At 45.0% G+C, this 22,912-nt stretch carries 27 protein-coding genes; 6 read left to right on the top strand and 21 right to left on the bottom strand.

Annotated features, from left to right (window positions below; genetic code table 11):
* Nucleotides 1–61 precede the first annotated feature (61 nt).
* Nucleotides 62–1,261 carry a purine nucleoside transporter PunC gene (punC, locus tag CDZ87_RS10360; protein ID WP_100753475.1) on the top strand — a complete coding sequence of 400 codons (1,200 nt, stop codon included), beginning with the start codon at nt 62–64 and terminating at the stop codon, nt 1,259–1,261.
* Nucleotides 1,262–1,316: 55 nt separating this feature from the next.
* On the opposite strand, the gene CDZ87_RS10355 is transcribed toward punC, so the two are convergent.
* Nucleotides 1,317–2,093: a transporter substrate-binding domain-containing protein gene (locus CDZ87_RS10355; protein WP_100753474.1), complete on the bottom strand. Its 777-nt coding sequence runs from the start codon at nt 2,091–2,093 to the stop codon at nt 1,317–1,319.
* Between the two features lie 90 nt (nt 2,094–2,183).
* Here CDZ87_RS10355 and CDZ87_RS10350 point away from each other — a divergent pair, with 90 nt between their 5' ends.
* Nucleotides 2,184–2,924 (top strand): amino acid ABC transporter permease, encoded by a 741-nt coding sequence (locus CDZ87_RS10350; protein ID WP_100753473.1) that lies wholly within the window; start codon nt 2,184–2,186, stop codon nt 2,922–2,924.
* 61 nt (nt 2,925–2,985) lie between these two features.
* Here CDZ87_RS10350 and glmU read toward each other — a convergent pair whose 3' ends face one another.
* The 17 genes from glmU to CDZ87_RS10265 all read right to left on the bottom strand — a co-directional run bounded on the left by glmU (nt 2,986) and on the right by CDZ87_RS10265 (nt 18,440).
* Nucleotides 2,986–4,347 (bottom strand): bifunctional UDP-N-acetylglucosamine diphosphorylase/glucosamine-1-phosphate N-acetyltransferase GlmU, encoded by a 1,362-nt coding sequence (gene glmU, locus CDZ87_RS10345; protein ID WP_100753472.1) that lies wholly within the window; start codon nt 4,345–4,347, stop codon nt 2,986–2,988.
* Between the two features lie 153 nt (nt 4,348–4,500).
* Entirely contained in the window at nt 4,501–4,923 is a 423-nt protein-coding gene (locus tag CDZ87_RS10340) for a F0F1 ATP synthase subunit epsilon (RefSeq protein ID WP_100753471.1), read from the bottom strand.
* 18 nt (nt 4,924–4,941) lie between these two features.
* Nucleotides 4,942–6,345 (bottom strand): F0F1 ATP synthase subunit beta, encoded by a 1,404-nt coding sequence (gene atpD / locus CDZ87_RS10335; RefSeq protein WP_038175774.1) that lies wholly within the window; start codon nt 6,343–6,345, stop codon nt 4,942–4,944.
* A gap of 35 nt (nt 6,346–6,380) precedes the next feature.
* Nucleotides 6,381–7,247, bottom strand: coding sequence for a F0F1 ATP synthase subunit gamma (atpG, locus tag CDZ87_RS10330; protein ID WP_100753470.1), 867 nt, complete (start codon nt 7,245–7,247; stop codon nt 6,381–6,383).
* 43 nt (nt 7,248–7,290) lie between these two features.
* Complete coding sequence (atpA, locus tag CDZ87_RS10325; RefSeq protein WP_100753469.1) at nt 7,291–8,832, bottom strand: F0F1 ATP synthase subunit alpha; 1,542 nt, start codon at nt 8,830–8,832, stop codon at nt 7,291–7,293.
* A gap of 13 nt (nt 8,833–8,845) precedes the next feature.
* On the bottom strand, nt 8,846–9,379 hold the full coding sequence (gene atpH, locus CDZ87_RS10320) for a F0F1 ATP synthase subunit delta (RefSeq protein WP_100753468.1): 534 nt from the start codon (nt 9,377–9,379) through the stop codon (nt 8,846–8,848).
* 14 nt (nt 9,380–9,393) lie between these two features.
* Nucleotides 9,394–9,864, bottom strand: a complete 471-nt coding sequence (atpF, locus tag CDZ87_RS10315; RefSeq protein ID WP_100753467.1) for a F0F1 ATP synthase subunit B — start codon at nt 9,862–9,864, stop codon at nt 9,394–9,396.
* Nucleotides 9,865–9,936: 72 nt separating this feature from the next.
* Complete coding sequence (atpE, locus tag CDZ87_RS10310; RefSeq protein WP_010319963.1) at nt 9,937–10,191, bottom strand: F0F1 ATP synthase subunit C; 255 nt, start codon at nt 10,189–10,191, stop codon at nt 9,937–9,939.
* A 53-nt stretch (nt 10,192–10,244) separates the two neighbouring features.
* Entirely contained in the window at nt 10,245–11,057 is an 813-nt protein-coding gene (atpB, locus tag CDZ87_RS10305; RefSeq protein ID WP_100753466.1) for a F0F1 ATP synthase subunit A, read from the bottom strand.
* 8 nt (nt 11,058–11,065) lie between these two features.
* Nucleotides 11,066–11,455: a F0F1 ATP synthase subunit I gene (locus tag CDZ87_RS10300; RefSeq protein WP_094500771.1), complete on the bottom strand. Its 390-nt coding sequence runs from the start codon at nt 11,453–11,455 to the stop codon at nt 11,066–11,068.
* Between the two features lie 188 nt (nt 11,456–11,643).
* Nucleotides 11,644–12,525 (bottom strand): ParB/RepB/Spo0J family partition protein, encoded by an 882-nt coding sequence (locus CDZ87_RS10295; RefSeq protein WP_100753465.1) that lies wholly within the window; start codon nt 12,523–12,525, stop codon nt 11,644–11,646.
* 26 nt (nt 12,526–12,551) lie between these two features.
* Complete coding sequence (locus tag CDZ87_RS10290) at nt 12,552–13,325, bottom strand: ParA family protein (protein WP_100753464.1); 774 nt, start codon at nt 13,323–13,325, stop codon at nt 12,552–12,554.
* A 14-nt stretch (nt 13,326–13,339) separates the two neighbouring features.
* Complete coding sequence (rsmG, locus tag CDZ87_RS10285) at nt 13,340–13,972, bottom strand: 16S rRNA (guanine(527)-N(7))-methyltransferase RsmG (protein WP_100753463.1); 633 nt, start codon at nt 13,970–13,972, stop codon at nt 13,340–13,342.
* Nucleotides 13,972–15,867 (bottom strand): tRNA uridine-5-carboxymethylaminomethyl(34) synthesis enzyme MnmG, encoded by a 1,896-nt coding sequence (gene mnmG, locus CDZ87_RS10280; RefSeq protein WP_100753462.1) that lies wholly within the window; start codon nt 15,865–15,867, stop codon nt 13,972–13,974. The genes rsmG and mnmG overlap by 1 nt, the downstream gene beginning before the upstream one ends.
* 476 nt (nt 15,868–16,343) lie before the next feature.
* Nucleotides 16,344–16,778 carry an FMN-binding protein MioC gene (gene mioC / locus CDZ87_RS10275; protein WP_100753461.1) on the bottom strand — a complete coding sequence of 145 codons (435 nt, stop codon included), beginning with the start codon at nt 16,776–16,778 and terminating at the stop codon, nt 16,344–16,346.
* 218 nt (nt 16,779–16,996) lie between these two features.
* Nucleotides 16,997–17,854, bottom strand: a complete 858-nt coding sequence (locus tag CDZ87_RS10270) for a hypothetical protein (protein ID WP_100753460.1) — start codon at nt 17,852–17,854, stop codon at nt 16,997–16,999.
* A 202-nt stretch (nt 17,855–18,056) separates the two neighbouring features.
* Nucleotides 18,057–18,440: a hypothetical protein gene (locus tag CDZ87_RS10265; RefSeq protein ID WP_100753459.1), complete on the bottom strand. Its 384-nt coding sequence runs from the start codon at nt 18,438–18,440 to the stop codon at nt 18,057–18,059.
* A 93-nt stretch (nt 18,441–18,533) separates the two neighbouring features.
* Here CDZ87_RS10265 and CDZ87_RS10260 point away from each other — a divergent pair, with 93 nt between their 5' ends.
* Nucleotides 18,534–18,860: a helix-turn-helix domain-containing protein gene (locus CDZ87_RS10260; RefSeq protein ID WP_074050941.1), complete on the top strand. Its 327-nt coding sequence runs from the start codon at nt 18,534–18,536 to the stop codon at nt 18,858–18,860.
* Nucleotides 18,861–18,995: 135 nt separating this feature from the next.
* On the opposite strand, the gene CDZ87_RS10255 is transcribed toward CDZ87_RS10260, so the two are convergent.
* From CDZ87_RS10255 to mobI, 3 genes are all read right to left on the bottom strand, one after another.
* Complete coding sequence (locus tag CDZ87_RS10255) at nt 18,996–19,694, bottom strand: hypothetical protein (RefSeq protein WP_100753458.1); 699 nt, start codon at nt 19,692–19,694, stop codon at nt 18,996–18,998.
* 107 nt (nt 19,695–19,801) lie between these two features.
* Complete coding sequence (locus tag CDZ87_RS10250; RefSeq protein WP_100753457.1) at nt 19,802–20,311, bottom strand: hypothetical protein; 510 nt, start codon at nt 20,309–20,311, stop codon at nt 19,802–19,804.
* The gene (gene mobI / locus CDZ87_RS10245) at nt 20,304–20,882 is read right to left on the bottom strand and encodes a conjugative transfer protein MobI(A/C) (protein WP_245834685.1); all 579 of its coding nucleotides are present in this window, start codon (nt 20,880–20,882) and stop codon (nt 20,304–20,306) included. The genes CDZ87_RS10250 and mobI overlap by 8 nt, the downstream gene beginning before the upstream one ends.
* An 820-nt stretch (nt 20,883–21,702) precedes the next feature.
* Between mobI and CDZ87_RS10240 the strand changes: the two genes are divergently transcribed.
* The 3 genes from CDZ87_RS10240 to CDZ87_RS10230 all read left to right on the top strand — a co-directional run bounded on the left by CDZ87_RS10240 (nt 21,703) and on the right by CDZ87_RS10230 (nt 22,860).
* Entirely contained in the window at nt 21,703–22,281 is a 579-nt protein-coding gene (locus CDZ87_RS10240; RefSeq protein ID WP_100753456.1) for a restriction endonuclease subunit S, read from the top strand.
* A 94-nt stretch (nt 22,282–22,375) separates the two neighbouring features.
* Nucleotides 22,376–22,621 carry a DUF2188 domain-containing protein gene (locus CDZ87_RS10235; protein ID WP_005085359.1) on the top strand — a complete coding sequence of 82 codons (246 nt, stop codon included), beginning with the start codon at nt 22,376–22,378 and terminating at the stop codon, nt 22,619–22,621.
* Between the two features lie 8 nt (nt 22,622–22,629).
* On the top strand, nt 22,630–22,860 hold the full coding sequence (locus CDZ87_RS10230; protein ID WP_017043881.1) for a hypothetical protein: 231 nt from the start codon (nt 22,630–22,632) through the stop codon (nt 22,858–22,860).
* The last annotated feature ends 52 nt before the right edge of the window (nt 22,861–22,912 follow it).

The following is a 22,912-nucleotide window of genomic DNA, read 5'->3' as shown; positions in this document are numbered from 1 at the left end:
ATAAATCAGGGTTGGCGCCAACTAACATCAACTAGAAATTAATTAAATAATTTGATTGAATATGAAAATATCAAAACTACAACTCATCTATCTCGCGGCTCTGTCCATGCTTGGCTTTATTGCCACCGATATGTACTTACCTGCATTCAAAGCAATGGAACTCGACTTTGCCACCGGACCTGAACAGATCGCGCTGTCGTTAACCATCTTTTTAGTTGGCATGGCGCTTGGCCAGTTGATGTGGGGAGTGGCATCGGACAAATTCGGTCACCGCAACACACTCGCGGCGGGCTTGGTTCTATTTACCGTCGCCTCGTTTGGGTTGGCATTTGCCGATCAAGTTTGGCAACTGTTAACTTTACGCTTTATTCAAGCCATCGGTGTATGCGCACCTGCAGTAATCTGGCAAGCAATGGTCATCAAGCGATATTCGGGTCAAAGCCAACAGATTTTTGCCTCCATTATGCCGCTAGTTGCACTTTCACCCGCTTTGGCTCCTCAACTAGGGGTCATACTGGCAGACAGCTTTGGTTGGAACAGCATTTTTATCGCGCTGACCTTAATGGGTGTCTTGCTTGTCGCTGCAACGATCGGCCAAAATAATGATCCAGCGGAGAACAAACCAACCAGTATGGCAGCTGATATCAAAGCGCTGATTGGTTCAAAAGCGTACCTTGGTAGCGTGATGATGTTTGCTACCGCATCGGCGGCTTTTTTCGCTTACTTAACTGGCATGCCAGAGATCATGGCGCAACTGGGCTATGAAGCGAAAGATATTGGCTTAAGTTTTATCCCACAAACCATCGCCTTTATGGCTGGCGGTTACTTGGGCAAAGTCGCGGTAAGAAAATTTGGCGATGAAAAGGTGCTGCGTCAATTGATTGCGCTGTTTAGTGTCGCATCATTGCTTATCTTTATTGCTTCTCAATGGCAGTTAACTTCTATCTGGCCGATCTTAGCACCATTTTGTTTGATTGCAGTGGCTAACGGAGCATTGTACCCAATCGTGGTTAATCGAGCTCTAGCCAGTGCTAAACAAAGCCCTGCAACGGCCGCTGGCTTACAAAACAGCCTGCAGATATCAGTCAGCAGCCTTGCTAGTGCCTTAGTTGCCGCCATGGCCAGCCAAGCTCAACTAGTGACAGGTATTACGATTATGATCTGCATGGCAGGTCTATGGATCGGCTATGTTATCTCAAACAAACATCTGTCCCAGCACTTCACCAAACCTGATAACGCTCGCGTAGTCAGCGAAGAGTAACCGATATAAAACGAGCCGCGTGATGCGGCTCGTTTTTTAGTGCGTAAGTAAGTGACTACAAACTTTTTAGCCCCCACTTTTTCGCGGTTTCATCGAAGAAGCCTTGTGTTTTCTTTAGCTCGAGCCAGTGGTTAAGGTAGTTAATCCATACTTGGTCATCTTGTGGTAGTAACATCGCGATCGGCGTTGGTTTGCGTGGTGCTTTAACTGGTACAATCGCCAGTTGATTAAACTTCTCCACCAGCGTTGCGGCCTCAACGTTAGAGGTCACAGAGACATCCGCACGTCTGGCTAATAGCTCTTGAAAATCACGCGCTGGCGCTTCAATCACAACATGCTGCGCTGACGGGAAGAAAGCTTTAACCATTTTCTCTTGTACCGTACCAAGCGTTGCAGCGACCTTCACATCCGCCTGATCAAAGTCACTCCAATCTGAATACTTTGCTAAGTCCTTTTTCTGCACTACGGGAACAAAGGCAAGGTAGAAATACGGCTGGCTGTAACCCGCAACTTTAGCACGCGACATATTTAACGAAGCACTACCAGTAATGTCATATTTATTCGCCGTGATCCCGTTGACTAACGTCTTCCAGTCCGTCGCCACGTACTCGACTTCAACGCCCAAATCTTTTGCTAATTCGGTGGTGACATCAATATCAAAACCACGATAACGATTGGTTGCAGGGTCTTTAATGGTCATTGGGTTCCAGTCCCCCGTGGTCCCTACTCTTAATACGCCTCTTTCAAGAATACCTTGTAAACGACTGGTGTCAGCAACGGCTTGACCGACGGAGAGCAAGCACAATCCGAGCGCTAAGATGAACTTGTACATTTTATATTCCCTAAAGTTGTTATGTTTATGCCACTTCATTGATAACATAGCAGCAACAAAGGTATTTTTTTAGTCAATACAAGGTTTAATGTGACGTCTCGTTATCTAATATTTGTGTCAATTTTATCATTAACAGGTTGTACAGATTACCAATGGGGTTGGTATGTCCTCGACCCTAGCACCGAGCAAGGTCAAACTAACTTGCTGTTTTTGCTCGCAGGTTTTAGCGATACGATCCAGGTTTCCCTGCTTAGTATGCTGTTTGCCATGCTGTTAGGGCTGCTGGTGGCTTTTCCCGCACTCTCTAAGCACGCCGGAGTGCGTTTCATTAATCGCCTCTATGTCGAGTCAATACGATCAGTGCCAGTCTTAGTACTGTTATTGTGGGTTTACTATGGAATGCCGACCTTATTCGATCTGTCATTAAATCATTTCTGGGCCGGTGTGATCGCATTAACGATTGCCGAGAGTGCCTTTATGGCCGAGGTGTTTCGCGGTGGCATCCAAGCGATCACCCGCGGTCAGCATGAAGCAGCAGAGTCTTTAGGGCTTAACTATTGGCAAAAAATGCGTTTAGTGATCATGCCGCAAGCGTTCCGACAAATCCTGCCTCCACTGGGGAATCAATTTGTCTATATTCTGAAAATGAGTTCACTAGTCAGTGTCATCGGGCTGAGTGACTTAACTCGTCGCGCCAATGAACTTGTTGTTAATGAGTACTTACCCCTAGAGATTTATACTTTTCTTGTTTTTGAGTATTTAGTGTTGATTTTGGTCGTGTCTCAAGCAGTGCGCTGGTTAGAAGCACGCATTGCTATTCCGAGTCATTAATCGACCAAAAACAACAAAGCCGCTCGGAATGAGCGGCTTTTTCATTGCTTAGCTGGCGAGATTACTTTTGCTTTACCGGGCGCTGCCAACCTGTAATTTTGCGCTCTTTAGCCCGTGTGATGACTAACTCACCTTGAGCGACATCTTTAGTTAATGTGGTACCTGCACCAATTGTGGCACCGTCGGCAATTGTCACTGGCGCAACCAACTGACTGTCAGAACCAACAAAGACATCATCACCAATAATCGTCTTAAACTTGTTCGCGCCATCGTAATTGCATGTGATAACACCTGCACCAATATTGGTCCGTTGACCAATTTCAGCATCGCCCAAATAAGTAAGATGATTCGCTTTAGAGCCTTGACCAATACGGGCGTTTTTCACTTCAACAAAGTTACCCACGTGAGAGTCGTTACGCATTTCAGCGCCAGGACGCAGACGAGTGAATGGACCAACCGTACAATCCTCACCAACCGTGGCACCTTCAATGACGCTGTATGGACGCACGATAGTGTTATCATCAATTTCACAATCTTTCAGCACACAGCCAGTGCCAATCACCACGTTATCACCAATGGTCACGTGACCTTCGATAATGACATTGGCGTCGATTTCACAATCCATACCGCACTGTAGCTCACCGCGCAAATCAAAACGGGCTGGATCACGCAGCATAACCCCTTGTTCGAGGAGTTTTTTCGCTTGAATCGATTGGAAAGCGCGTTCGAGACGAGCCAACTGAGCGCGATCATTCACCCCTTCGACTTCTATCGGGTTGACAGGATGAACCGCCTCTACTGCACGGCCTTCATCATGCGCAGCTGCAATCACGTCAGTTAAGTAGTACTCACCCTGAGCGTTATTATTATTTAATCCTGATAACCAACGCTTAAGATCACCGCCCGTAGCAACCATCACACCCGTGTTGATCTCTTTGATTAATTTCTGCTCATCAGTGGCATCTTTTTGTTCAACGATCGCGACGACAGGCCCATTTTTTCGCACAATACGGCCATAACCCATTGGATTATCCAGTACTACTGTCAGCAAGGCTATTCCCCCATTAGGCTGAGCATCAAGCAGGCTCTCAATCGTCTCCTCAGAGATCAGCGGCACATCACCGTACAGAACTAAGATTTTTTCATCGTCTTCAAACTCTGCAGAAGCTTGATCAACCGCGTGGCCGGTACCGAGTTGCTCAGCTTGCAGTACCCAATTCACGGACTCACTCGCAAGTTCTGCTTGCATCTGATCGCCACCATGGCCGTAAACTAAATGAATATTTTGCGCGCCTAACCCACTACAGGTATCAATCACATGCTTAACCATAGGACGACCCGCAAGGGTATGCAGTACTTTGGGTTTATTCGAGTACATGCGAGTGCCCTTACCCGCTGCGAGAATCACCGCGCTAAATTTCATAAATAACCTATTAGACTAGACGTTGTTTTTTATTGAGGGGTATTCTAGACACTAATCTGAGATTAGTTAATTGATCGGGATAAATTTTCATTAAAAAATAAGCAAAAAGGCGGTCTTTCGACCGCCTTTGACACTTGTAAACAACGCTATTGATTAACGGCGTCGTTTTGTCAGCTCGATAACTCGTAGCTGAGCAATGGCTTTAGCCAGTTCACCGGCCGCTTGTGCGAAGTCCATGTCGCCATGCTGATTTTGGATATTCTCCACAGCCTTGCGTTTGGCTTCTTCCGCCTTTGCTGCGTCTAGTTCTTCACCACGGATAGCGGTATCAGCCAGTACAGTCGCTGTACCAGGTTGAACTTCTATCATACCACCAGAAACATAAATGATTTCTTCGTGGCCGTGCTGCTTAACAATACGCACCATACCAGGCTTGATAGCGGTCAGCAGCGGTGTGTGCCCATGGAAAATACCAAGCTCACCTTCGCTACCGGTCACCTGAAACGTCTCAACTAAGCCAGAAAAGATCTTCTTCTCAGCACTGACAACGTCTAGGTGAAAGGTTATTGCTGCCATATCGCCTCCTAGTTAGCCTTATAGCTTCTTCGCATTCTCAAGAGCATCGTCGATAGAACCACAGTACATAAACGCTTGCTCTGGAATATCGTCGTAATCACCGGCTAGTAGACCTTTGAAGCCGCGTAGAGTCTCTTTTAGAGATACGTAGACACCTGGGTCACCAGTAAATACTTCCGCTACGTGATAAGGTTGAGTTAGGAAACGCTCAATCTTACGTGCACGAGATACGATTTGCTTATCGCCTTCAGAAAGCTCGTCCATACCTAGAATCGCAATGATATCTTTCAACTCTTTATAGCGCTGAAGTGTTTGCTGAACGCCACGAGCAATGTCGTAGTGCTCTTGACCAACAACTAAAGGATCAAGCATACGAGATGTTGAATCTAGTGGGTCAATCGCTGGGTATAGACCCATCGCTGCGATGTTACGGTTAAGTACAACCGTTGCATCTAAGTGCGCGAATGTCGTTGCTGGAGATGGGTCAGTCAAGTCATCCGCTGGTACATACACCGCCTGTACAGACGTGATAGAGCCAGATTTGGTTGACGTGATACGCTCCTGAAGAACACCCATCTCTTCTGCTAGTGTAGGCTGGTAACCTACCGCAGAAGGCATACGACCAAGCAGTGCCGATACCTCAGTACCTGCTAGTGTGTAACGGTAGATGTTATCGATAAATAGTAGAACGTCACGACCTTCGTCACGGAAACGCTCTGCCATTGTTAGACCAGTCAGTGCAACACGTAGACGGTTGCCTGGTGGCTCGTTCATCTGTCCGTAAACCATCGCTACTTTAGACTCTTCTGGCTTCTCAACGTTTACAACGCCTGCTTCTTGCATCTCAAAGTAGAAGTCGTTACCCTCACGAGTACGCTCACCTACACCTGCAAATACAGAAAGACCAGAGTGTTGTAGTGCGATGTTGTTGATAAGTTCCATCATGTTAACGGTCTTACCTACACCTGCACCACCGAATAGACCGATTTTACCACCCTTAGAGAATGGACAAACTAGGTCGATTACTTTAACGCCCGTCTCTAGAAGAGCGATCTCACTTGATTGCTCCTCGTAGCTTGGTGCTTCACGGTGGATAGAGTAAGTCTCTTCCGCACCGATCTCACCACACTCATCAATCGCATCACCAAGTACGTTCATGATACGACCAAGGGTCTTAGTACCTACTGGTACCGAAATTGGAGCGCCAGTGTTAACAACTTCAACTCCACGACGTAAACCATCTGAGCTACCCATTACGATACAACGAACTACGCCACCGCCTAGCTGTTGCTGAACTTCAAGAACGAGACGCTCTTTTGAGTCCGTAACGTTTAGAGCGTCGTATACACTAGGTACTTCGCTCTGTGGGAACTCTACGTCGACTACCGCACCAATGATCTGTACGATCTTACCTGTAGCCATCGTTAATCCTCTAAACTATTTCGTTTTACCTAAGCTTAAACCGCTGCAGCACCTGAAACGATTTCTGACAATTCTTGCGTAATCGCCGCCTGACGGGCTTTGTTATACACAAGTTCTAAGTCTTCAATCAGGTTGCTTGCGTTATCTGTTGCAGCTTTCATCGCAATCATTCGAGCCGCTTGCTCACAAGCAAGGTTCTCGACTACACCTTGGTAAACCTGAGACTCTACATAACGCACTAACAGTGTATCGAGTAGAGGTTTTGGTTCAGGCTCATAGATGTAGTCCCATGAATGCTCACGCTGCATCTCTTCACTATCTGATTTAGGCAAAGGTAGTAATTGATCGATCGTTGGTTGTTGAACCATGGTGTTCACAAACTTGTTGAACACTACATACAGACGGTCCAATTCACCTTCATCGTACTTCTTCAGCATTACGCTTACAGAACCGATTAGGTCTTCAAGGCTTGGGCTATCACCCAGACCAGAAGCCTGAGCAGCGACTTTTGCGCCACTGTTATTGAAGAAAGCTGTTGCTTTTGAACCGATAACGGCCAATTCAACGTCAGCGCCCTTCTGTTTCCAAGCCTGCATGTCTGTAATCGCTTTTTTGAACACGTTAATGTTCAAGCCGCCACACAAGCCACGGTCTGTAGAAACGATGATGTAACCAACTCGCTTCGCTTCACGCTCTTCTAGGTACGAATGACGATACTCTAAACTAGCGTTCGCTACGTGACCGATCACTTTACGCATTGTTTCAGCGTATGGACGAGAAGACTCCATAGCGTCTTGAGAACGACGCATTTTTGAAGCTGCTACCATTTCCATCGCTTTCGTAATTTTCTGTGTGCTTTTAACACTACCGATTTTATTACGTATCTCTTTTGCGCCGGCCATCGTTACTCTCCATTAGTTGGTGGCAGAGACTGCCACCGACCTATTACCAAGTTTGGGTTGCTATGAAGTCGTCCGTCAGCTTCTTAAGCTGCGCTTCAACTTCATCATTGTAAGCACCCGTCTTGTCGATCTCAGCTGCAAATTCAGCGTATTGACCGCGAGCATACGATAGTAGAGCCGATTCGAAATCTAGCAGTTTGTTAAGTTGCACATCTGCCAAATAACCGCGCTCTGCCGCAAAGATAACTAGAGCTTGGTCAAAAACAGACATAGGAGCGTACTGCTTCTGCTTCATTAGCTCTGTTACTTTTTGACCATGGTCTAGCTGTTTCTTTGTCGCTTCATCAAGATCAGACGAGAATTGTGCGAAAGCCGCAAGTTCACGGTACTGAGCTAGTGCTGTACGAATACCGCCAGATAGCTTCTTGATGATCTTCGTTTGCGCTGAACCACCTACACGAGATACTGAGATACCAGGGTCAACAGCTGGGCGTACACCAGCGTTGAATAGCTCAGTTTGTAGGAAGATCTGACCATCAGTAATCGAGATTACGTTAGTCGGTACGAATGCTGAAACGTCACCAGCTTGAGTTTCAATGATAGGAAGAGCAGTTAAAGAACCGGTTTTACCTTTCACTTCACCGTTAGTAAAACGCTCTACATACACTTCACTTACACGAGCAGCACGCTCTAGTAGACGAGAGTGGAGGTAGAAAACATCCCCAGGGAACGCTTCACGACCAGGTGGACGCTTGAGTAGTAGAGAAATCTGACGGTAAGCAACAGCTTGCTTAGATAGGTCATCATAAACAATCAATGCATCTTCACCGCGATCACGGAAGTATTCACCCATCGCACAACCTGCATATGGCGCTAGATATTGTAGCGCTGCAGATTCAGAAGCTGAGGCAACAACAACAATAGTGTTTGCTAACGCGCCATGCTCTTCCAGTTTGCGAACTACGTTGGCAATAGTCGATGCTTTCTGACCGATTGCTACATAGATTGAGTAAATACCAGAGTTTTTCTGGTTGATGATCGCATCGATCGCCATCGCTGTTTTACCAGTCTGACGGTCACCGATTACAAGCTCACGCTGACCACGACCGATAGGAATCATTGAGTCAACAGATTTGTAACCTGTTTGCACAGGCTGGTCTACCGATTTACGGTCGATTACACCCGGTGCGATCATTTCTACAGGCGAAGACAGTTTCGCTTCGATTGGACCTTTACCGTCAATAGGCTCACCTAGCGTGTTCACCACACGACCAAGCATTTCAGGACCAACTGGTACTTCAAGAATACGACCAGTACCTGTAACTTTCATGCCTTCCTTAAGGTCAGCATATGGGCCCATTACAACCGCACCAACCGAGTCACGCTCAAGGTTAAGTGCTAGTGCATAACGGCCATTCGGTAATTCAATCATTTCACCTTGCATCACGTCCGCTAGGCCGTGGATGCGAATGATACCATCACTTACCGAGATGATAGTACCTTCGTTACGAGCTTCACTAACAACTTCGAATGACTCGATGCGTTGTTTGATTAGATCGCTAATTTCCGTGGAATTCAGTTGCATGCTCCAATCCCCATTAAGACTGCAATACATCGCTCAGGCGGTTCAAACGACCACGCGCTGAGTTATCGATGATAAGGTCTCCGGCTCGAATTATGACCCCACCAAGTAAGGTCTCATCTACGCTGCAATTCAGCTTCACTTTGCGTTCAAAACGCTGCTCAAGTTTGCTACTGATATTCGCTAACTGTTCGTCAGAAAGTACGCTTGCTGAAATAACATCAACATCCGCCTCTTTCTCATGCTCTTGTTTAAGAGCGTAGAACTGTTCGTTTACATCAGGAAGGGCCGCTAGACGACCATTCTCGGCCATTACCTTCAACAGGTTTTGACCATATACATCAACTTGTTCACCACAAACTGTCACAAATATTTCTGCTAACTTATCAGCAGAGAGAGAGCTCGTTAGAAGCTCTTTAATCTGTTCGTTGTTTGCGACTTGTGCAGCAAAAGACAACATTTGACCCCATTGGTCAAGTTGGCCTTTGTCTACGGCAAAGTCGAAGGCTGCTTTAGCATAGGGGCGTGCGATAGTAGTCAAATCAGACATATGCGCCCCCAGACCTAAAGTTTTGCAGTAATGTTGTCAAGAATATCTTTTTGCGCATCTTTATCGATTGAACGCTCAAGGATTTTCTCAGCACCAGCTACAGCCAGAGTTGCAACTTGTTTGCGCAGCTGATCGCGCGCGCGGTTGCGTTCAGCTTCAAGTTCAGCTTCAGCTTGAGTAAGGATTTTTTTACGCTCAATTTGAGCTTCCTCACGGGCTTCGTCTAAAATTTGACCTTTACGCTTATTTGCTTGCTCAATGATCTCAGTTGCTGTGCGCTTCGCTTCTTTCAACTGGTCAGAAGCGTTGGCTTGTGCCAGGTTCAAGTTTTTTTCAGCACGTTCTGCTGCTTGTAGACCGTCAGCAATTTTTTTCTGACGTTCTTCAATTGCTTGCATCAATGGCGGCCATACATATTTCATGCAGAACCACACAAACAGTGCAAACGAGAATGCTTGACCTAGCAGAGTTGCGTTCATATTCACAACAGCTACCCCTTCTATTCGGACTAAGTGTTAATCAACGACAAACCGAAGTTTGCCCACAGTTAAAAGTGATTAACCTAGTTGACCAACGAACGGGTTCGCGAAAGTAAATAGAAGTGCGATAACGATACCGATCATTGGAACCGCATCAAGTAGACCTGCGATGATGAACATTTTAACTTGTAGCATAGGAGCCATTTCTGGTTGACGAGCAGCACCTTCAAGGAATTTACCACCAAGAATAGCGAAGCCTATCGCAGTGCCTACGGCACACAACCCAACGATGATTGCTACTGCGATTGCAGAAAAGCTTAGTACAGTTTCCATTACTATCTCCAATTATAGCGATTAACTAAAAACTCAAAAAAGAACAAACAAAATTAATGATCACTGCTTTCGTGAGCCATTGACATATAAACAATTGTCAACATCATAAACACAAAAGCTTGAATCGTAATAACCAAAATATGGAAGATAGCCCACGGTAGTGAACCCATCCATTGTAGATACCATGGTAGCATTGCCGCACAAAGAATAAACACCACCTCACCTGCAAACATATTACCGAATAGACGCATACCAAGTGATAGAGGCTTCGCAAGGAGCGATACCACTTCAATAAGTAGGTTAAACGGAATCATAGTCCAGTGATTAAATGGATGTAGAGCCAACTCTTTCGCAAAACCACCTAGACCTTTTACTTTGATGCTGTAATAGATCATCAGAGCAAATACGCCTAGGGCCATAGCCATGGTGATATTCACATCAGCTGACGGGACCACTTTTAAATAAGGGATTCCAAGCCAATGTTCTGCTGGATACGGTAAGAAATCGATAGGAACTAAGTCCATCACGTTCATCAACAATACCCAACAAAAGATAGTCAGTGCTAAAGGAGCGATCAGTGGATTGCGTCCATGAAAGGTGTCTTTGACGTTATCCGCGACAAATTCAACAATCATTTCTACAGCACACTGAAGCTTACCTGGTACACCTACTGTTGCTTTCTTCGCTACTTTGTAAAAAATTCCTAAGAAAATTAAACCAGTAAACCAAGAAAAAAACAGGCTATCGATATGTACGTTCCAGAAACTTGCTTCTTCCGCAACTAACCCTAATTTCGCTAAAGAAAGGTTAGAAAGGTGGTGGGCAATGTATCCGGACGATGTTAGCGCTTCACCTGGCGCAGCCATAACTCATCCTATTTTTTGTTGTTAATGAAAAGCACTGGTGCAAAAATATTAATACCAAGAACCAGTAAATAGGTTAGTTTGAGGGGAACAAGTTCCACCTGCATATACATGTAGACTAAAGAAAAGAGCACTATTGTTATTAGAATTTTCAATACTTCGCCAGCATAGAAAGAAACCGTAACAAGCTTTATTGCTCGAGCTCCACTATACCTAAAAGCAAGCAGTGAAAATACGGTGTTAGCAATGACAAAAATGCCTCCACCAATTAACGCTGAATAACCCCAATGAACATTAATGATGATGCTCACCACTATAGCCACAAACATAGCCACGCTAACCTGGATCATTAACAATCGCTTAGCAAGCTCTCGTCCTGGTCTAGCTAACGCAGCTACCATGTATTCGTACCTCTAATAATATCCTCAGCTCATCTACAACATAAGGCTGAGAAATTGGCGAAAATTATACGGTGAGTCGAACTGATTGCAATTGAAAGGCAGCAAAAAGTTACAATTTTGTTTACAAACCGACAACTTTCAAATAAAAAAACGTTTTTTGCATAATTGACTTAAATCAATTATCTCATTTAGCTTTCTAGCTTGGCAATTAGTTGCTCTAATTTGTGAGGTTCATCAAGACTAATCGTCACCTTTGACTTGCCATAGTTTGCTCTCACAATTGTAACCTTTGCCCCAAGCATTTCACTTAATTTTTGTGATATTTGTTGTGCCTCAGTGTCTTCTGATACGCTTTTTGCTTCAAGCTCAGGCTGTAAGCATTTTTTCACTAATTGCTCAGCTTGACGCACCGTCATGTTTTTCTTTGCCACCTGCAAGGCAATGTCGACTTGTTGTTGACCTTCTAGCGCTAACAGAGAGCGAGCGTGTCCCATATCGAGCTGCTTGCTCGATACCAGACTTTTTACGTCATCTTCAAGTTGATTAAGGCGCAGTAAATTACTCACCGCCGCGCGCGATTTACCAATCACATCCGCCACTTGCTGATGAGTAAGATGAAACTCTTCTTGCAAACGATCCAGTGCAACCGCTTCTTCGATCGCGTTAAGATCTTCACGCTGAATATTTTCGATCAATGCCATCGCTATCGCCGCGCGATCCTGCACATTTTTGATCACACAGGGAACTTGTTTAAGTCCTGCTTTGCGTGCTGCACGCCAACGGCGCTCACCCGCAATAATTTCAAATTTGTCGCTCTCAACCTGACGAACCACGATAGGTTGGATGATCCCCTGTGACTCAATCGACGCGGCAAGCTCTTCCAACGCTTCTGGTTCCATCTCTTTGCGCGGCTGATAAATACCCGGCTTCAAACTGTTAATATTTAAATCTGTCAGTTGGCCATCCGATGAAAGTTCTTGGCTATGGATAGCACTTTGCTGTTTTTCACGCGCAAGTGAACTTGTCGAAAGCAGAGCATCAAGTCCTTTACCTAAACCACGTTTAGACATGAGATGGAATTCCTTTGGTTATGGTTTTATGCAGGGATTTCTTCGCGACGTAACATCTCGCCTGCGAGGGCCAAATACGCTTTGGCACCCGCCGAGTACTTATCGTAATACATGGCTGGCTTGCCGTGACTTGGCGCTTCAGCCAATCGAACATTACGAGGAATAACCGTGCGATACACCTTGTTACCAAAGTGCTTTTTCAATTGGTCAGAGACTTCGTTTGACAGTCTGTTGCGAGGATCATACATAGTGCGCAATAAGCCCTCGATTTTTAGATTTTCGTTAACAACAGCCGCAAGTTTACTGATCGTATCCATCAACGCGGTTAAACCTTCGAGTGCAAAGTACTCACACTGCATTGGCACCAAAACCGAATCGGCTGCGGCCATAGCGTTGATTGTAAGGAGATTTAGAGAGGGAGGACAATCGATAAAGATGAAATCATAGTTATCACGAACTGCGGCAAGCGCGTGCTTTAAACGCACTTCGCGAGCAAACACTTCCATTAATTTGATTTCTGCAGCCGTCACATCGCCGTTCGCCGCGATTAAATCGTAGTTCCCGGATGTTTTGCGACAGACGACATCGTCGAATGAGACATCCTCAACCAGTAATTCATAAGCGGTGGCATCGACTTGGTACTTGTCCACACCACTGGCCATGGTTGCATTACCTTGTGGGTCGAGATCTATCACTAAGACCTTACGCTTGGTCGCAGCCATTGAGGCGGCCAAGTTGACACATGTTGTTGTTTTACCAACTCCGCCTTTCTGATTGGCGATCGCTACGATTTTTCCCACAATGAACCTCGTTTTTATTCCTTGCGCGATAAGACTACTAGATGACGCTCGCCTTCCAATTGAGGAACATTCAAAGCTTTGATGTCGATCACACAACACCAGTCAGGCAATTGCTCAATCTCACTCTGTGATAATTGACCTTTCAAGGCTAAGAAGTGTCCGCCCGGCGTTTTAGGCAAGTGATGACACCACTCAACCATATCCGTCATCGACGCAAACGCACGACTTAGTACACCATCAAACTTATCTTCTGGTTGATACTCTTCAACGCGACTTTGAATCGGGATCACATTTTTAATACCAAGTTCATGCAGAACTTGTTTGATAAAGCGAATCCGCTTGCCCAAGCTATCAAGCAATACAAATTGTTTATCGGGGTTCATAATAGACAGCGGCACACCCGGTAAACCAGGGCCTGTACCCACATCGATAAAACGTTCGCCTTGTAAGTGGGTACTCACAATAATGCTGTCCATGATGTGTTTAACCAGCATCTCTTCCGGGTTTCGAACCGAGGTTAGATTGTAAGCCTTGTTCCACTTGTTAAGCATTTCTACATAACCAACCAATTGGTCACGTTGCAGATCAGAAACGGTTAAATCAGTTTGAGCAATAAGAGCGTCAAGTTGACTGCGTAGCTGAGACATTATGCTTCCTCACCTTTTTTCAGCAGGCCGTGCTTTTTCAGATGCACCAGTAAAATTGAAATAGCTGCGGGAGTAATCCCCGAAATACGCGAAGCGATACCGAGCGTTTCCGGTTTAGCCTCGGTCAGTTTCGCCACCACTTCATTCGACAGCCCTTTGACTTGCGAATACTCAATATCTGTGGGTAACTTGGTATTTTCATGACGCAGCGACTTTTCGATCTCGTCTTGCTGACGCTTAATGTAACCTTCGTATTTAACTTGGATCTCGACCTGCTCAGCAGCTTGTTGATCCTCTAGTGCCGGAGCAAACTCTGCCAGTTTGGTAAGTTGGCTATAATTTATTTCAGGACGACGAAGAAGATCCTCACCACTGGCTTCACGTGCCATTGGTGTCTTAAGCAAATTATTCAACGCATCGACGCCCGATGATTGTGGATTCATCCAGATCTCTTTCAAGCGCTGACGTTCTTTTTCCATGTTGTCGACTTTTTGGTTAAAGCGCGCCCAACGCTCGTCGTCAACCAAACCGAGTTGACGAGCTTGTTCAGTCAAACGTAAATCTGCATTGTCTTCACGAAGTAACAAACGATATTCAGCGCGAGACGTGAACATGCGGTACGGTTCTTTGGTCCCCATGGTCGACAAGTCATCGATTAACACACCCATGTAAGCTTGGTCGCGCCTTGGGCTCCAGCCCTCTTTGCCTTGGCTGTGCAAGCTGGCATTTAAACCAGCCATCAAACCTTGTGCCGCCGCTTCTTCATAGCCGGTTGTACCGTTGATTTGACCGGCAAAGAACAGACCATGGATAAATTTAGTTTCGTAGGTTTGTTTCAGGTCACGAGGATCGAAGAAATCGTATTCAATCGCATAACCCGGACGAACAATATGCGCGTTCTCAAAACCTTGCATTGAACGAACGATCTGAACTTGAACATCAAACGGTAAGCTGGTGGAAATACCATTTGGATACAGTTCGTGGGTGGTTAAACCCTCGGGTTCAATAAAAATCTGATGGCTATTTTTATCCGCAAAACGCATTACTTTGTCTTCGATAGACGGGCAGTAACGCGGACCAATACCTTCAATAACACCGGCATACATTGGGCTACGATCGAGGTTGTTGCGGATCACGTCATGAGTTTGATCATTGGTGTGCGTGATAAAACATGGGATCTGACGAGGATGTTGATCCCGTCTGCCCATGAATGAGAATACCGGCGCAGGATCGTCGCCATGTTGAACCTCAAGCTGTGAAAAATCGACACTACGCCCATCAATGCGTGGCGGTGTTCCTGTTTTGAGACGATCAACACGAAACGGCTGTTCTCGCAAACGATCGGCCAATGCGATCGAAGGAGGATCGCCGGCACGACCACCCGATGAGCTTTCCATTCCAATGTGGATTTTTCCACCCAAGAAAGTCCCTACGGTAAGCACAACCGCTTTGGCATGAAAGCGCAATCCCATTTGAGTAACCACACCGACAGCACGTTCATTTTCAACAATCAAATCATCGACAGACTGCTGGAACAGAGTCAAGTTTGGTGCATTTTCCAATGCATGACGAACATACGCTTTGTACAAAGCTCGATCTGCTTGTGCACGTGTTGCACGAACCGCTGGACCTTTTGATGCGTTCAAAGTTCGGAATTGAATACCAGCATGATCAATGGCTCGTGCCATTAATCCGCCCATAGCATCCACTTCTTTGACTAAGTGACCCTTGCCGATACCACCGATCGCAGGGTTACAAGACATTTGACCTAAAGTATCAATGTTGTGAGTCAGTAAAAGTGTTTTTTGCCCTGTACGAGCAGATGCGAGTGCGGCTTCCGTTCCTGCGTGACCGCCACCGACAACAATGACGTCAAAGTTTTCGTGATAAAGCATGAACCGACCTCGGATATTCAAAACAGAGTTGGACAGAGAAAAGGAGCGCTATTCTACCCTCTTTCCTGAGCAGAGAAAATGGTTTTGACGCTTTTCATTTCAAGAGCTCGAAAGCTAATATATATAAGATCTATATAGATGATCTTTTATTAGATCTATTATTAGGATCGACCATATCTGTGGATAAGTAATAAATGATCAACAAGATCATGGATCTTATTAGGATCACTTCTTGTGATCCTAGCTTGATCAACAGGCTGATTATCTGGGGACAAAAAGGGTACTTATGCACAGGGGGTAAAAGTTGATCAAGTTGTTATATGGATAACTATAGGTTGATCACCGGATAACTGCCTATTTACCCACAGTCTAAATGGTCAAAAAAGCAGCAAACAGAACATTGAGTTCGAACTTAAGTTATTCACAATCGACAAAAGGGAGAGAATGTGGCCACCAGATTGACCACATTTAAGCGGCTAGAAACGATCAATATGGGTCAAAAGCCACTCTTCTGCGGCATCTTCAGGTACATCATGGGCAAGAATGTCGATAGTGAAACAGTCGCTGATAGGGGTCGAACCGATGTCTTCTAATAGGTCGTAAGCGTGTTGGCCAGCGGCACAAAAGGTGTCGTAACTTGAGTCCCCAATAGCAATCACTGCATACTTTACGTCACTCATTTTGGGTGGCGTGCTTTGTAATTGAGCGATAAAAGGTTGAATATTATCTGGATATTCGCCAGCCCCATGGGTGGAGGTGACGATAAGCCACGTGCCACTGTTGTTGATTTCAGCCAGCTGAGGTTGGTTGTGAATCGTAGTTTCAAAGCCTTTTTCTACCAGTAGATCACTTAAATGGTCGCCAACGTATTCAGTGCCACCGAGCGTGCTGCCAGTAATTATGTGGATCATAACTATTCCTTTTGTGATGTAAAAAGCGCGGCCAAATGCCGCGCTGAGAGGGTTTATTTACCGATACAGAAAGTGAAGTTTCCCATAATAGCTGGCCTCGCGCGACGTCTTGGGGACCGATTGGGGACCAAATTGCAATTTATGGTCAAATTCTTACTTCCCAAGATGACTTCCATCATAGATCAGGATGGGAAAAGTGGGAATGGTGGGAAACCGGATCAGCTTTCACTATCTTTCTCTTCAGCAACGACAAACAAGAGAGGTTTTCCACTCTCTAGCAGGTAAGGTGCGATTATCGTTTCCTTACCAAAGTGAATCTTCCCTTTTGCTATATAAATGAAGATCCAATCGGGCAACTTATTACTAATAGCAGCATAAAGTGCATCAGAAGGGATGTCACTATTCTTGCCTGGCGAAATTCTAAATCTCTGGTAGTAGACGTGATGGTTGGATTCAAATGCAAAACTTTCCTGTCCATCGTTGACGAAAGACGGTGATATCGTTCTTCTCGGTTCGAAAACTTCTGCGGTGATATAGCATAGGTCCTGGTTTGTCATACCAGCTTGGTATTTTGGACATTGGTAGTCAGCACTATGGAAGTAGAACTCTATCTTTTGTTCTGAATTGCCATTCGTGCGCTCATAGTTAATAGATTGTTCTTGAAGCACGGTTTCGATGGCTGCGTTGAAGTGGTAGAGCAACTTTTGCTGTGCGTCTCGAGCGGATGTCGCTTCTTGTATAGGCATCCAAGCAATAATGCTGTTTCGTGAAGCGGTATCAAGTTGTTCCAGCAATGACGTTAGCAAACCAAGGCTTAGTCCTTCACTTAACTCAAGTCCCGCGCCTACTGAAGACGTGAGCAACAATGTATTTCCTGCGGCAGCTTTCGCGAGCTTAAATGCCTCAAAATCTTTCATTGGAATGACTTTGTCTTCTGTTTGGTAGAGCCCACCTGCATGAGCAATGTTATGAGCACGGCTGTGGCTGTTGTCATATTGGATAGGAGTTGATGTAGAGGCGCATCCAGTGAGCAAAATGAGTAACGATAATGGAGTGAACCTAGCCTTCGGTTTCATGAGAAATTTCCTTTTCAAAACAATTTGATTTTGCAGTTATTTATCGGGTGATCACCAAATTGACACATTGTGGATAAGCAGGAGATATCTTTTGATCTTTAAACTCACCAGTTGTTGATCGGGGGCTTTGCTATGGATCGTGGATCATTTTGTTATTACGATCCTTCCCAGTAGGAGCGAAAGTGATCATCACCTACCCATATCAATCAATCTTCCAGCCATAAGCTTCACCTGTCATGTCAAAGTGCCTGTTCTTCATCAACAAACCAGTGCTTGGGTTGATGCGTCGAGGCGCTCGCTTAACGCAAGACGAGTCATTGAGCGGAATGTTCTTTTGGTGCAAATGCCAGACATGAATGAAGAAATAGGTGAGGGCGGCGGCACTAGCGAATAGCCAGTTTACATAAAAGAGTACAAACCAAAATAACAACGCGGTGTACTTATTTTTGTGTATAACATCCAGTGGCTTATGTAGCCAAATAACGCTTGTGAAGGCCATCAACATCACTCCCCAGCTTTGATATACAGTCACTAACGCACCAAGACAAAAAACGCAAAATAGTGCGAACTTTTTTAGTGTTTTCATCTTAGTCTCCATTTTTTGCTTAGTTTTCCTAAGTATACAGATATAATTAAAACTTAGAAAATCTAAGCATCGTAGGTTGATGATGATTCTCACTTGTCTAAAACAAATCCATTTCCACAGCGCCTTAAACAGGCAAGAAATCGCGTTGGTATCAGCCAGAGGGAGCTTGGTATCCGTTTGGGTATGGACCCAAGTTCAGCGAGTGGCCGTATGAATCATTATGAAAAAGGGCGTCATATGCCCGATATCGGTACGCTACAAAAGCTTGCTCAGGAGCTTGGTGTGCCTGTTGCGTTTTTCTTTTCAGATTCCGACAGCTCAGCGGAACTGGCATGTTTGATTGAAAAGCTCAGTGAAACTAAAAAGCAGGCGCTTATTGAGCAGATCAGGCAGGAACTCGATAACATCGACCAGTCATAAAGTTATCGCTCTCGTCCGGAATACCAAAATACCCCGCCAACTGCGGCGACTGTCAGTAATAAACCGCCCAGCCAAATCCAAAGTTCCATATTCACCTCCTGTAAGTATCTTCTATCTCTATTTAGCTTAGCTTTCCTAAGCATGAATTTCATCGAAAGCATGCGTTACCTGAGAAAAAACCGTCACAACCAACTTGTGTTCCGCTAAGGATGCAATTTGAAAGTAAATATTGCCTGTAGGGTTGGCCCAAATCTCATGTTGCTCGCTTCCGTAACGGAGTAGCTTTTGAAAGCGTGTTCTTGATGACAAAGTTAGTTTTTCTAGGTTTGGGTGGGAGAGTTGCTTCTGTAAGCTGTGCCATGGATTGCGAATATCACCTTGCTTGTGCCTTTGTTGGTAGCGTTGCATTGCATGGTTACTGATGGCGATGGTGCCAAGTTTTGCAACCTCAAACGTCGGATAGGGTGAAGCATAAGGCGTAATAATGTCTTTTGTTTCTGGATGAGTGATATCAACAATCTCGTCAGAATAAAGTTTGATACCGCATAGACGGTTGGACAGAAACAGTGCGGCTGCTTTGAGAGCTTCATTCTTGGCCGCTAAAATGGTTTCTTTGGTTAGGCTGAGCGCGAGACCTTTACCGCTGTTTGGTAAGCGCCCGAATACCTGTTTGTCGAGAATTAAGAACCTAGCCGCCGTTAACTCTGCTATAGCGCACCGGAACTCACTTTGAGCAATTTGAACCGTAACGATACCGTGATTGTTCAACCCCGCGAACCAAGCGATATCGACGCTTGCAGCATTGATTTTTTCAACCTGAACTTTCAATCTCATCACAGCATTTTCTCCTCACTTTACTACCAGCGTATCATCGATTTTGAAAATGCAAACTGTGGGTAGAAGCTTCATTTCACGGCATGAAGCTTCCAGATTGGATAGAACTAAATTTGCAGCTTTTCTATCGCTCGCATCGTTTTTCTCACCTGGCTAGACAGCTCTCTTATTGGCTTCACACGCTGTTCCAGTTGGTTGAGTTCGTCTAGCAAATACAGATAAAGTGGAATCTCCCAATCCATCGCATGTGCAAAACGACGTAACACCCCATTTGAAACTTCTTGGGTTTCAAGCTCAGGATACCAACCTCCACGAGCGATCATGCGGTGCCATTTGATTTTAGGTAAGCGCTGTTCACTCGTAACAATGAACTCATAGCGAAATGGGTACTCGACGTTGTACTCTTTTGACAAGGCTTTCTTTAGTTTATCCATTTGTTTCTTCAGTTCTTTTGCTGCTGCCATCAAGTGCTTTGACTCTGTCGCAACGAAATCAGATAAACCATCGATTCTTTCTGGCAAAGGAACTGGCTCAGGCAGCTTCAACTTGAGATTACTTAACTCAATTTCCTTGTTTAGTTGTGTTATGCCGACGTTGGGCGTGGTTTTCTTAGCCATTTTGCTTCTCCATTTTTTGAAAGTGTTCACTAAGTTTGTTAAGTCGTTTTGTACAGATTTGCGCTTTTTGTTTGATGGTGAGGATTTCATGGCGTACTTCGCGGATCAGTGCGAAGGCATCCTCTGTGTACTCAATAAGATCGGATTCCCATTCAGCGTTGGCTTTTGAAAAGCGCCCCGGTGGGTAACGAAAGCCTTTACCTTTGGATAAATGCTTTGAGCGAACACGCTGTTCTTTGTTGTGTCGCTGTGCCATTTGATTGGTACTGAGATACCAGTTGTAGTACCAAGCCGCTTCAAAGCGATGGTTCCGAACACGAACACGGCAACCGTAGCGGCCAGGTGAGGTTTCCTTATGTGTTCGATGGATTTGCCAAAATTGGTTCGCGTAGCAACTGGCTAAAAACTCAAGCAAATAGGGCTCCTGCATTGCAAAGTTCTCGATATCATTAAGGGCTTTTAGCGATTGTGATAGCGCGAGTTCAAAGCATTCTTGTTCATTTTCGGGGTGGTGCTGCTGGGCTCGTTGATGCCATTGATAGGCGGCGGAATGTTCATTTAATACAGTCATAGTGGCTCCTTGTTTGTTTTGCTCAAGGTAGCGCAAACGTACGGTTACTTACGCATCTCTAATTGCCCTTTTTGAGCGCATAATTTTCCTCGTGTCCCACCGCTGATTGGCAAGCATGGCAGCGATTCCTCTCCTGGGACCTATCCCTGTGCTCTCCAGATACCTATCTTTGTGGGATGTTGCTACGGATTATTTTCGTTGCTTTATTGTTGTGGCGGGGATGTAGGGAGTTGTACTCCAATCATTGTGGGATCTGAGTGTCGATTATTTTTTGGTGGGATTGTGGCGGTAAATTTCTAGATTATTGTGGGATTTTGTCTGTTTGTAGTGCATGAGGGCTGATGGGCTTTCACATGTGAAAGCCCATAGGGCTGCACGCTGTGGGCAGAGAGTAAGAGCGCTTTTGGGTTGTTTTTCGATACGCTAATTGTATGAGGCGCGGCCAGTTGAAATCTCAAAGTTGTTTTTAGATGGTGTTTTGGCAGGATAAATGACAGATGTGTGAACAATGGTTCAACTTAGTTAGTTGCACTATTCGTCTTCACGCAGGTAGTTTTTTCGATGGTGACATCATTTTTACGCATTTTATTGCTGGTTAATCCAATTCAAAGTTAGCTATAGGGAGTTAAATACCATTGTCACTATATGGCTATTTGAGGGGAGATTTTAAATGTGAAATGGGCTGACTTTGGGTAAATCACCATTAATAAGTTTTACAGTAACGACGTTTTTGCAAAATAAGTGATTGACAGCTTATGAATCTCAGCTTAAGCTTATTAAAAATTTGCAGAAACGCCATTACAACGCATTTGAGGTGACGATGAAAGTTAATTTGACAAAAATTGCCTCTGTACAGATGGGACACTCTTTTAGGTCAAAGCTTGAGCCAGACGCTAATGGAAATATCTCTGTTATTCAGATGAAGGATCTTACTGAAGATAACCGAGTTAATGCCCAAGAGCTAGTGCAGATTACTATGCAGGACTTAAAGGATCATCACAGAGTTAAACATAACGACTTAGCCTTTCGCTCTAGGGGTCAAACTAATACGGCAGCATTGATTGACCAAGAGTTGAGTGATGCTGTTATCGCTGCGCCACTGTTGCGAATTCGAGTTGAAAGTGATTCGGTTATACCAGCGTATTTATGCTGGTTTATTAATCAACCGACTTCACAAGCAGTATTGCAAAGTAAGGCAACAGGCACGGCGGTAAGAATGATTGGCAAACCTGCACTTGAGGATCTGGAGATAGTCGTCCCTAGTCTCGATGTGCAGAAAAAGATCATTGAGATTTACCAATTATCCATCAACGAGCAGAAGCTAATGAATGCATTAGCAAAGAAAAAGGAGGTGTTAACTGACGCAATATTAATGAATTTAGCAATGAATACCCAGTAATGACAGTTACTGGGTTTAGACGAGCCGAAAGTGTGACAGCACTTTTAGCAAAACTTTAATCCACGTTTCATTTCAAAAAACAGGAGCCAAAATTATGGCAAAGAATACATCATCAAGCAAGGGCAATACCCGACATGTCGTACCACATCCTGATGGATGGGCGAACAAAAAAGGCGGTGCCGAACGCGCTTCAAGCGTACACAGCACCAAACGAGAGGCCGAAGCTGCGGCGCGGGAGCAAAGCAAGCGCGAAGGTTCTGAGCTTGTTGTACATGGCAAAGACGGCCAGATACAACGCAAAGATAGCCACGGTAACGACCCAAAAGACATTAAAGGATAGGAGCCCTTATGAGTGATGAATACAAAAAGAAAATAGGTGTACCTGAATCGCATACCCTCAACATCGTAAGTAGTCAGTGGTCGCAACGAAAAGGCCAAGACACTGATACCTATGAATGTGAAGAGCTAAACGAGCAAGGTGACGTCATTGCACGGTACACCATAAAGGACAGTACATCGATTTACCCTCCATTTGGGCGGTCGATTACCTGGACTCAATCAGCCGTACTCGATTCTTAACCTTTTAACTTACAGCTAGCGGGGCGCTATCGGTATAGCCTGCCCCGCTTTA

Origin of the sequence: Vibrio salilacus, assembly GCF_002811245.1 — a bacterium.
GTDB classification, from domain to species: domain Bacteria; phylum Pseudomonadota; class Gammaproteobacteria; order Enterobacterales; family Vibrionaceae; genus Vibrio; species Vibrio salilacus.
This window is presented reverse-complemented; position numbering and strand designations above follow the sequence as displayed.

What these genes read in the sequence shown, in the direction of transcription:
- punC (WP_100753475.1), top strand. Translation starts at nt 62, where the DNA reads ATGAAAATATCAAAACTACAACTCATCTATCTCGCGGCTCTGTCCATG.
- CDZ87_RS10355 (WP_100753474.1), bottom strand. Translation starts at nt 2,093, where the DNA reads ATGTACAAGTTCATCTTAGCGCTCGGATTGTGCTTGCTCTCCGTCGGT.
- glmU (WP_100753472.1), bottom strand. Translation starts at nt 4,347, where the DNA reads ATGAAATTTAGCGCGGTGATTCTCGCAGCGGGTAAGGGCACTCGCATG.
- CDZ87_RS10340 (WP_100753471.1), bottom strand. Translation starts at nt 4,923, where the DNA reads ATGGCAGCAATAACCTTTCACCTAGACGTTGTCAGTGCTGAGAAGAAG.
- atpD (WP_038175774.1), bottom strand. Translation starts at nt 6,345, where the DNA reads ATGGCTACAGGTAAGATCGTACAGATCATTGGTGCGGTAGTCGACGTA.
- atpG (WP_100753470.1), bottom strand. Translation starts at nt 7,247, where the DNA reads ATGGCCGGCGCAAAAGAGATACGTAATAAAATCGGTAGTGTTAAAAGC.
- atpA (WP_100753469.1), bottom strand. Translation starts at nt 8,832, where the DNA reads ATGCAACTGAATTCCACGGAAATTAGCGATCTAATCAAACAACGCATC.
- atpH (WP_100753468.1), bottom strand. Translation starts at nt 9,379, where the DNA reads ATGTCTGATTTGACTACTATCGCACGCCCCTATGCTAAAGCAGCCTTC.
- atpE (WP_010319963.1), bottom strand. Translation starts at nt 10,191, where the DNA reads ATGGAAACTGTACTAAGCTTTTCTGCAATCGCAGTAGCAATCATCGTT.
- atpB (WP_100753466.1), bottom strand. Translation starts at nt 11,057, where the DNA reads ATGGCTGCGCCAGGTGAAGCGCTAACATCGTCCGGATACATTGCCCAC.
- CDZ87_RS10300 (WP_094500771.1), bottom strand. Translation starts at nt 11,455, where the DNA reads ATGGTAGCTGCGTTAGCTAGACCAGGACGAGAGCTTGCTAAGCGATTG.
- CDZ87_RS10295 (WP_100753465.1), bottom strand. Translation starts at nt 12,525, where the DNA reads ATGTCTAAACGTGGTTTAGGTAAAGGACTTGATGCTCTGCTTTCGACA.
- rsmG (WP_100753463.1), bottom strand. Translation starts at nt 13,972, where the DNA reads ATGTCTCAGCTACGCAGTCAACTTGACGCTCTTATTGCTCAAACTGAT.
- mnmG (WP_100753462.1), bottom strand. Translation starts at nt 15,867, where the DNA reads ATGCTTTATCACGAAAACTTTGACGTCATTGTTGTCGGTGGCGGTCAC.
- mioC (WP_100753461.1), bottom strand. Translation starts at nt 16,778, where the DNA reads ATGATCCACATAATTACTGGCAGCACGCTCGGTGGCACTGAATACGTT.
- CDZ87_RS10270 (WP_100753460.1), bottom strand. Translation starts at nt 17,854, where the DNA reads ATGAAACCGAAGGCTAGGTTCACTCCATTATCGTTACTCATTTTGCTC.
- CDZ87_RS10265 (WP_100753459.1), bottom strand. Translation starts at nt 18,440, where the DNA reads ATGAAAACACTAAAAAAGTTCGCACTATTTTGCGTTTTTTGTCTTGGT.
- CDZ87_RS10255 (WP_100753458.1), bottom strand. Translation starts at nt 19,694, where the DNA reads ATGAGATTGAAAGTTCAGGTTGAAAAAATCAATGCTGCAAGCGTCGAT.
- CDZ87_RS10250 (WP_100753457.1), bottom strand. Translation starts at nt 20,311, where the DNA reads ATGGCTAAGAAAACCACGCCCAACGTCGGCATAACACAACTAAACAAG.
- mobI (WP_245834685.1), bottom strand. Translation starts at nt 20,882, where the DNA reads ATGACTGTATTAAATGAACATTCCGCCGCCTATCAATGGCATCAACGA.
- CDZ87_RS10240 (WP_100753456.1), top strand. Translation starts at nt 21,703, where the DNA reads ATGAAAGTTAATTTGACAAAAATTGCCTCTGTACAGATGGGACACTCT.
- CDZ87_RS10235 (WP_005085359.1), top strand. Translation starts at nt 22,376, where the DNA reads ATGGCAAAGAATACATCATCAAGCAAGGGCAATACCCGACATGTCGTA.
- CDZ87_RS10230 (WP_017043881.1), top strand. Translation starts at nt 22,630, where the DNA reads ATGAGTGATGAATACAAAAAGAAAATAGGTGTACCTGAATCGCATACC.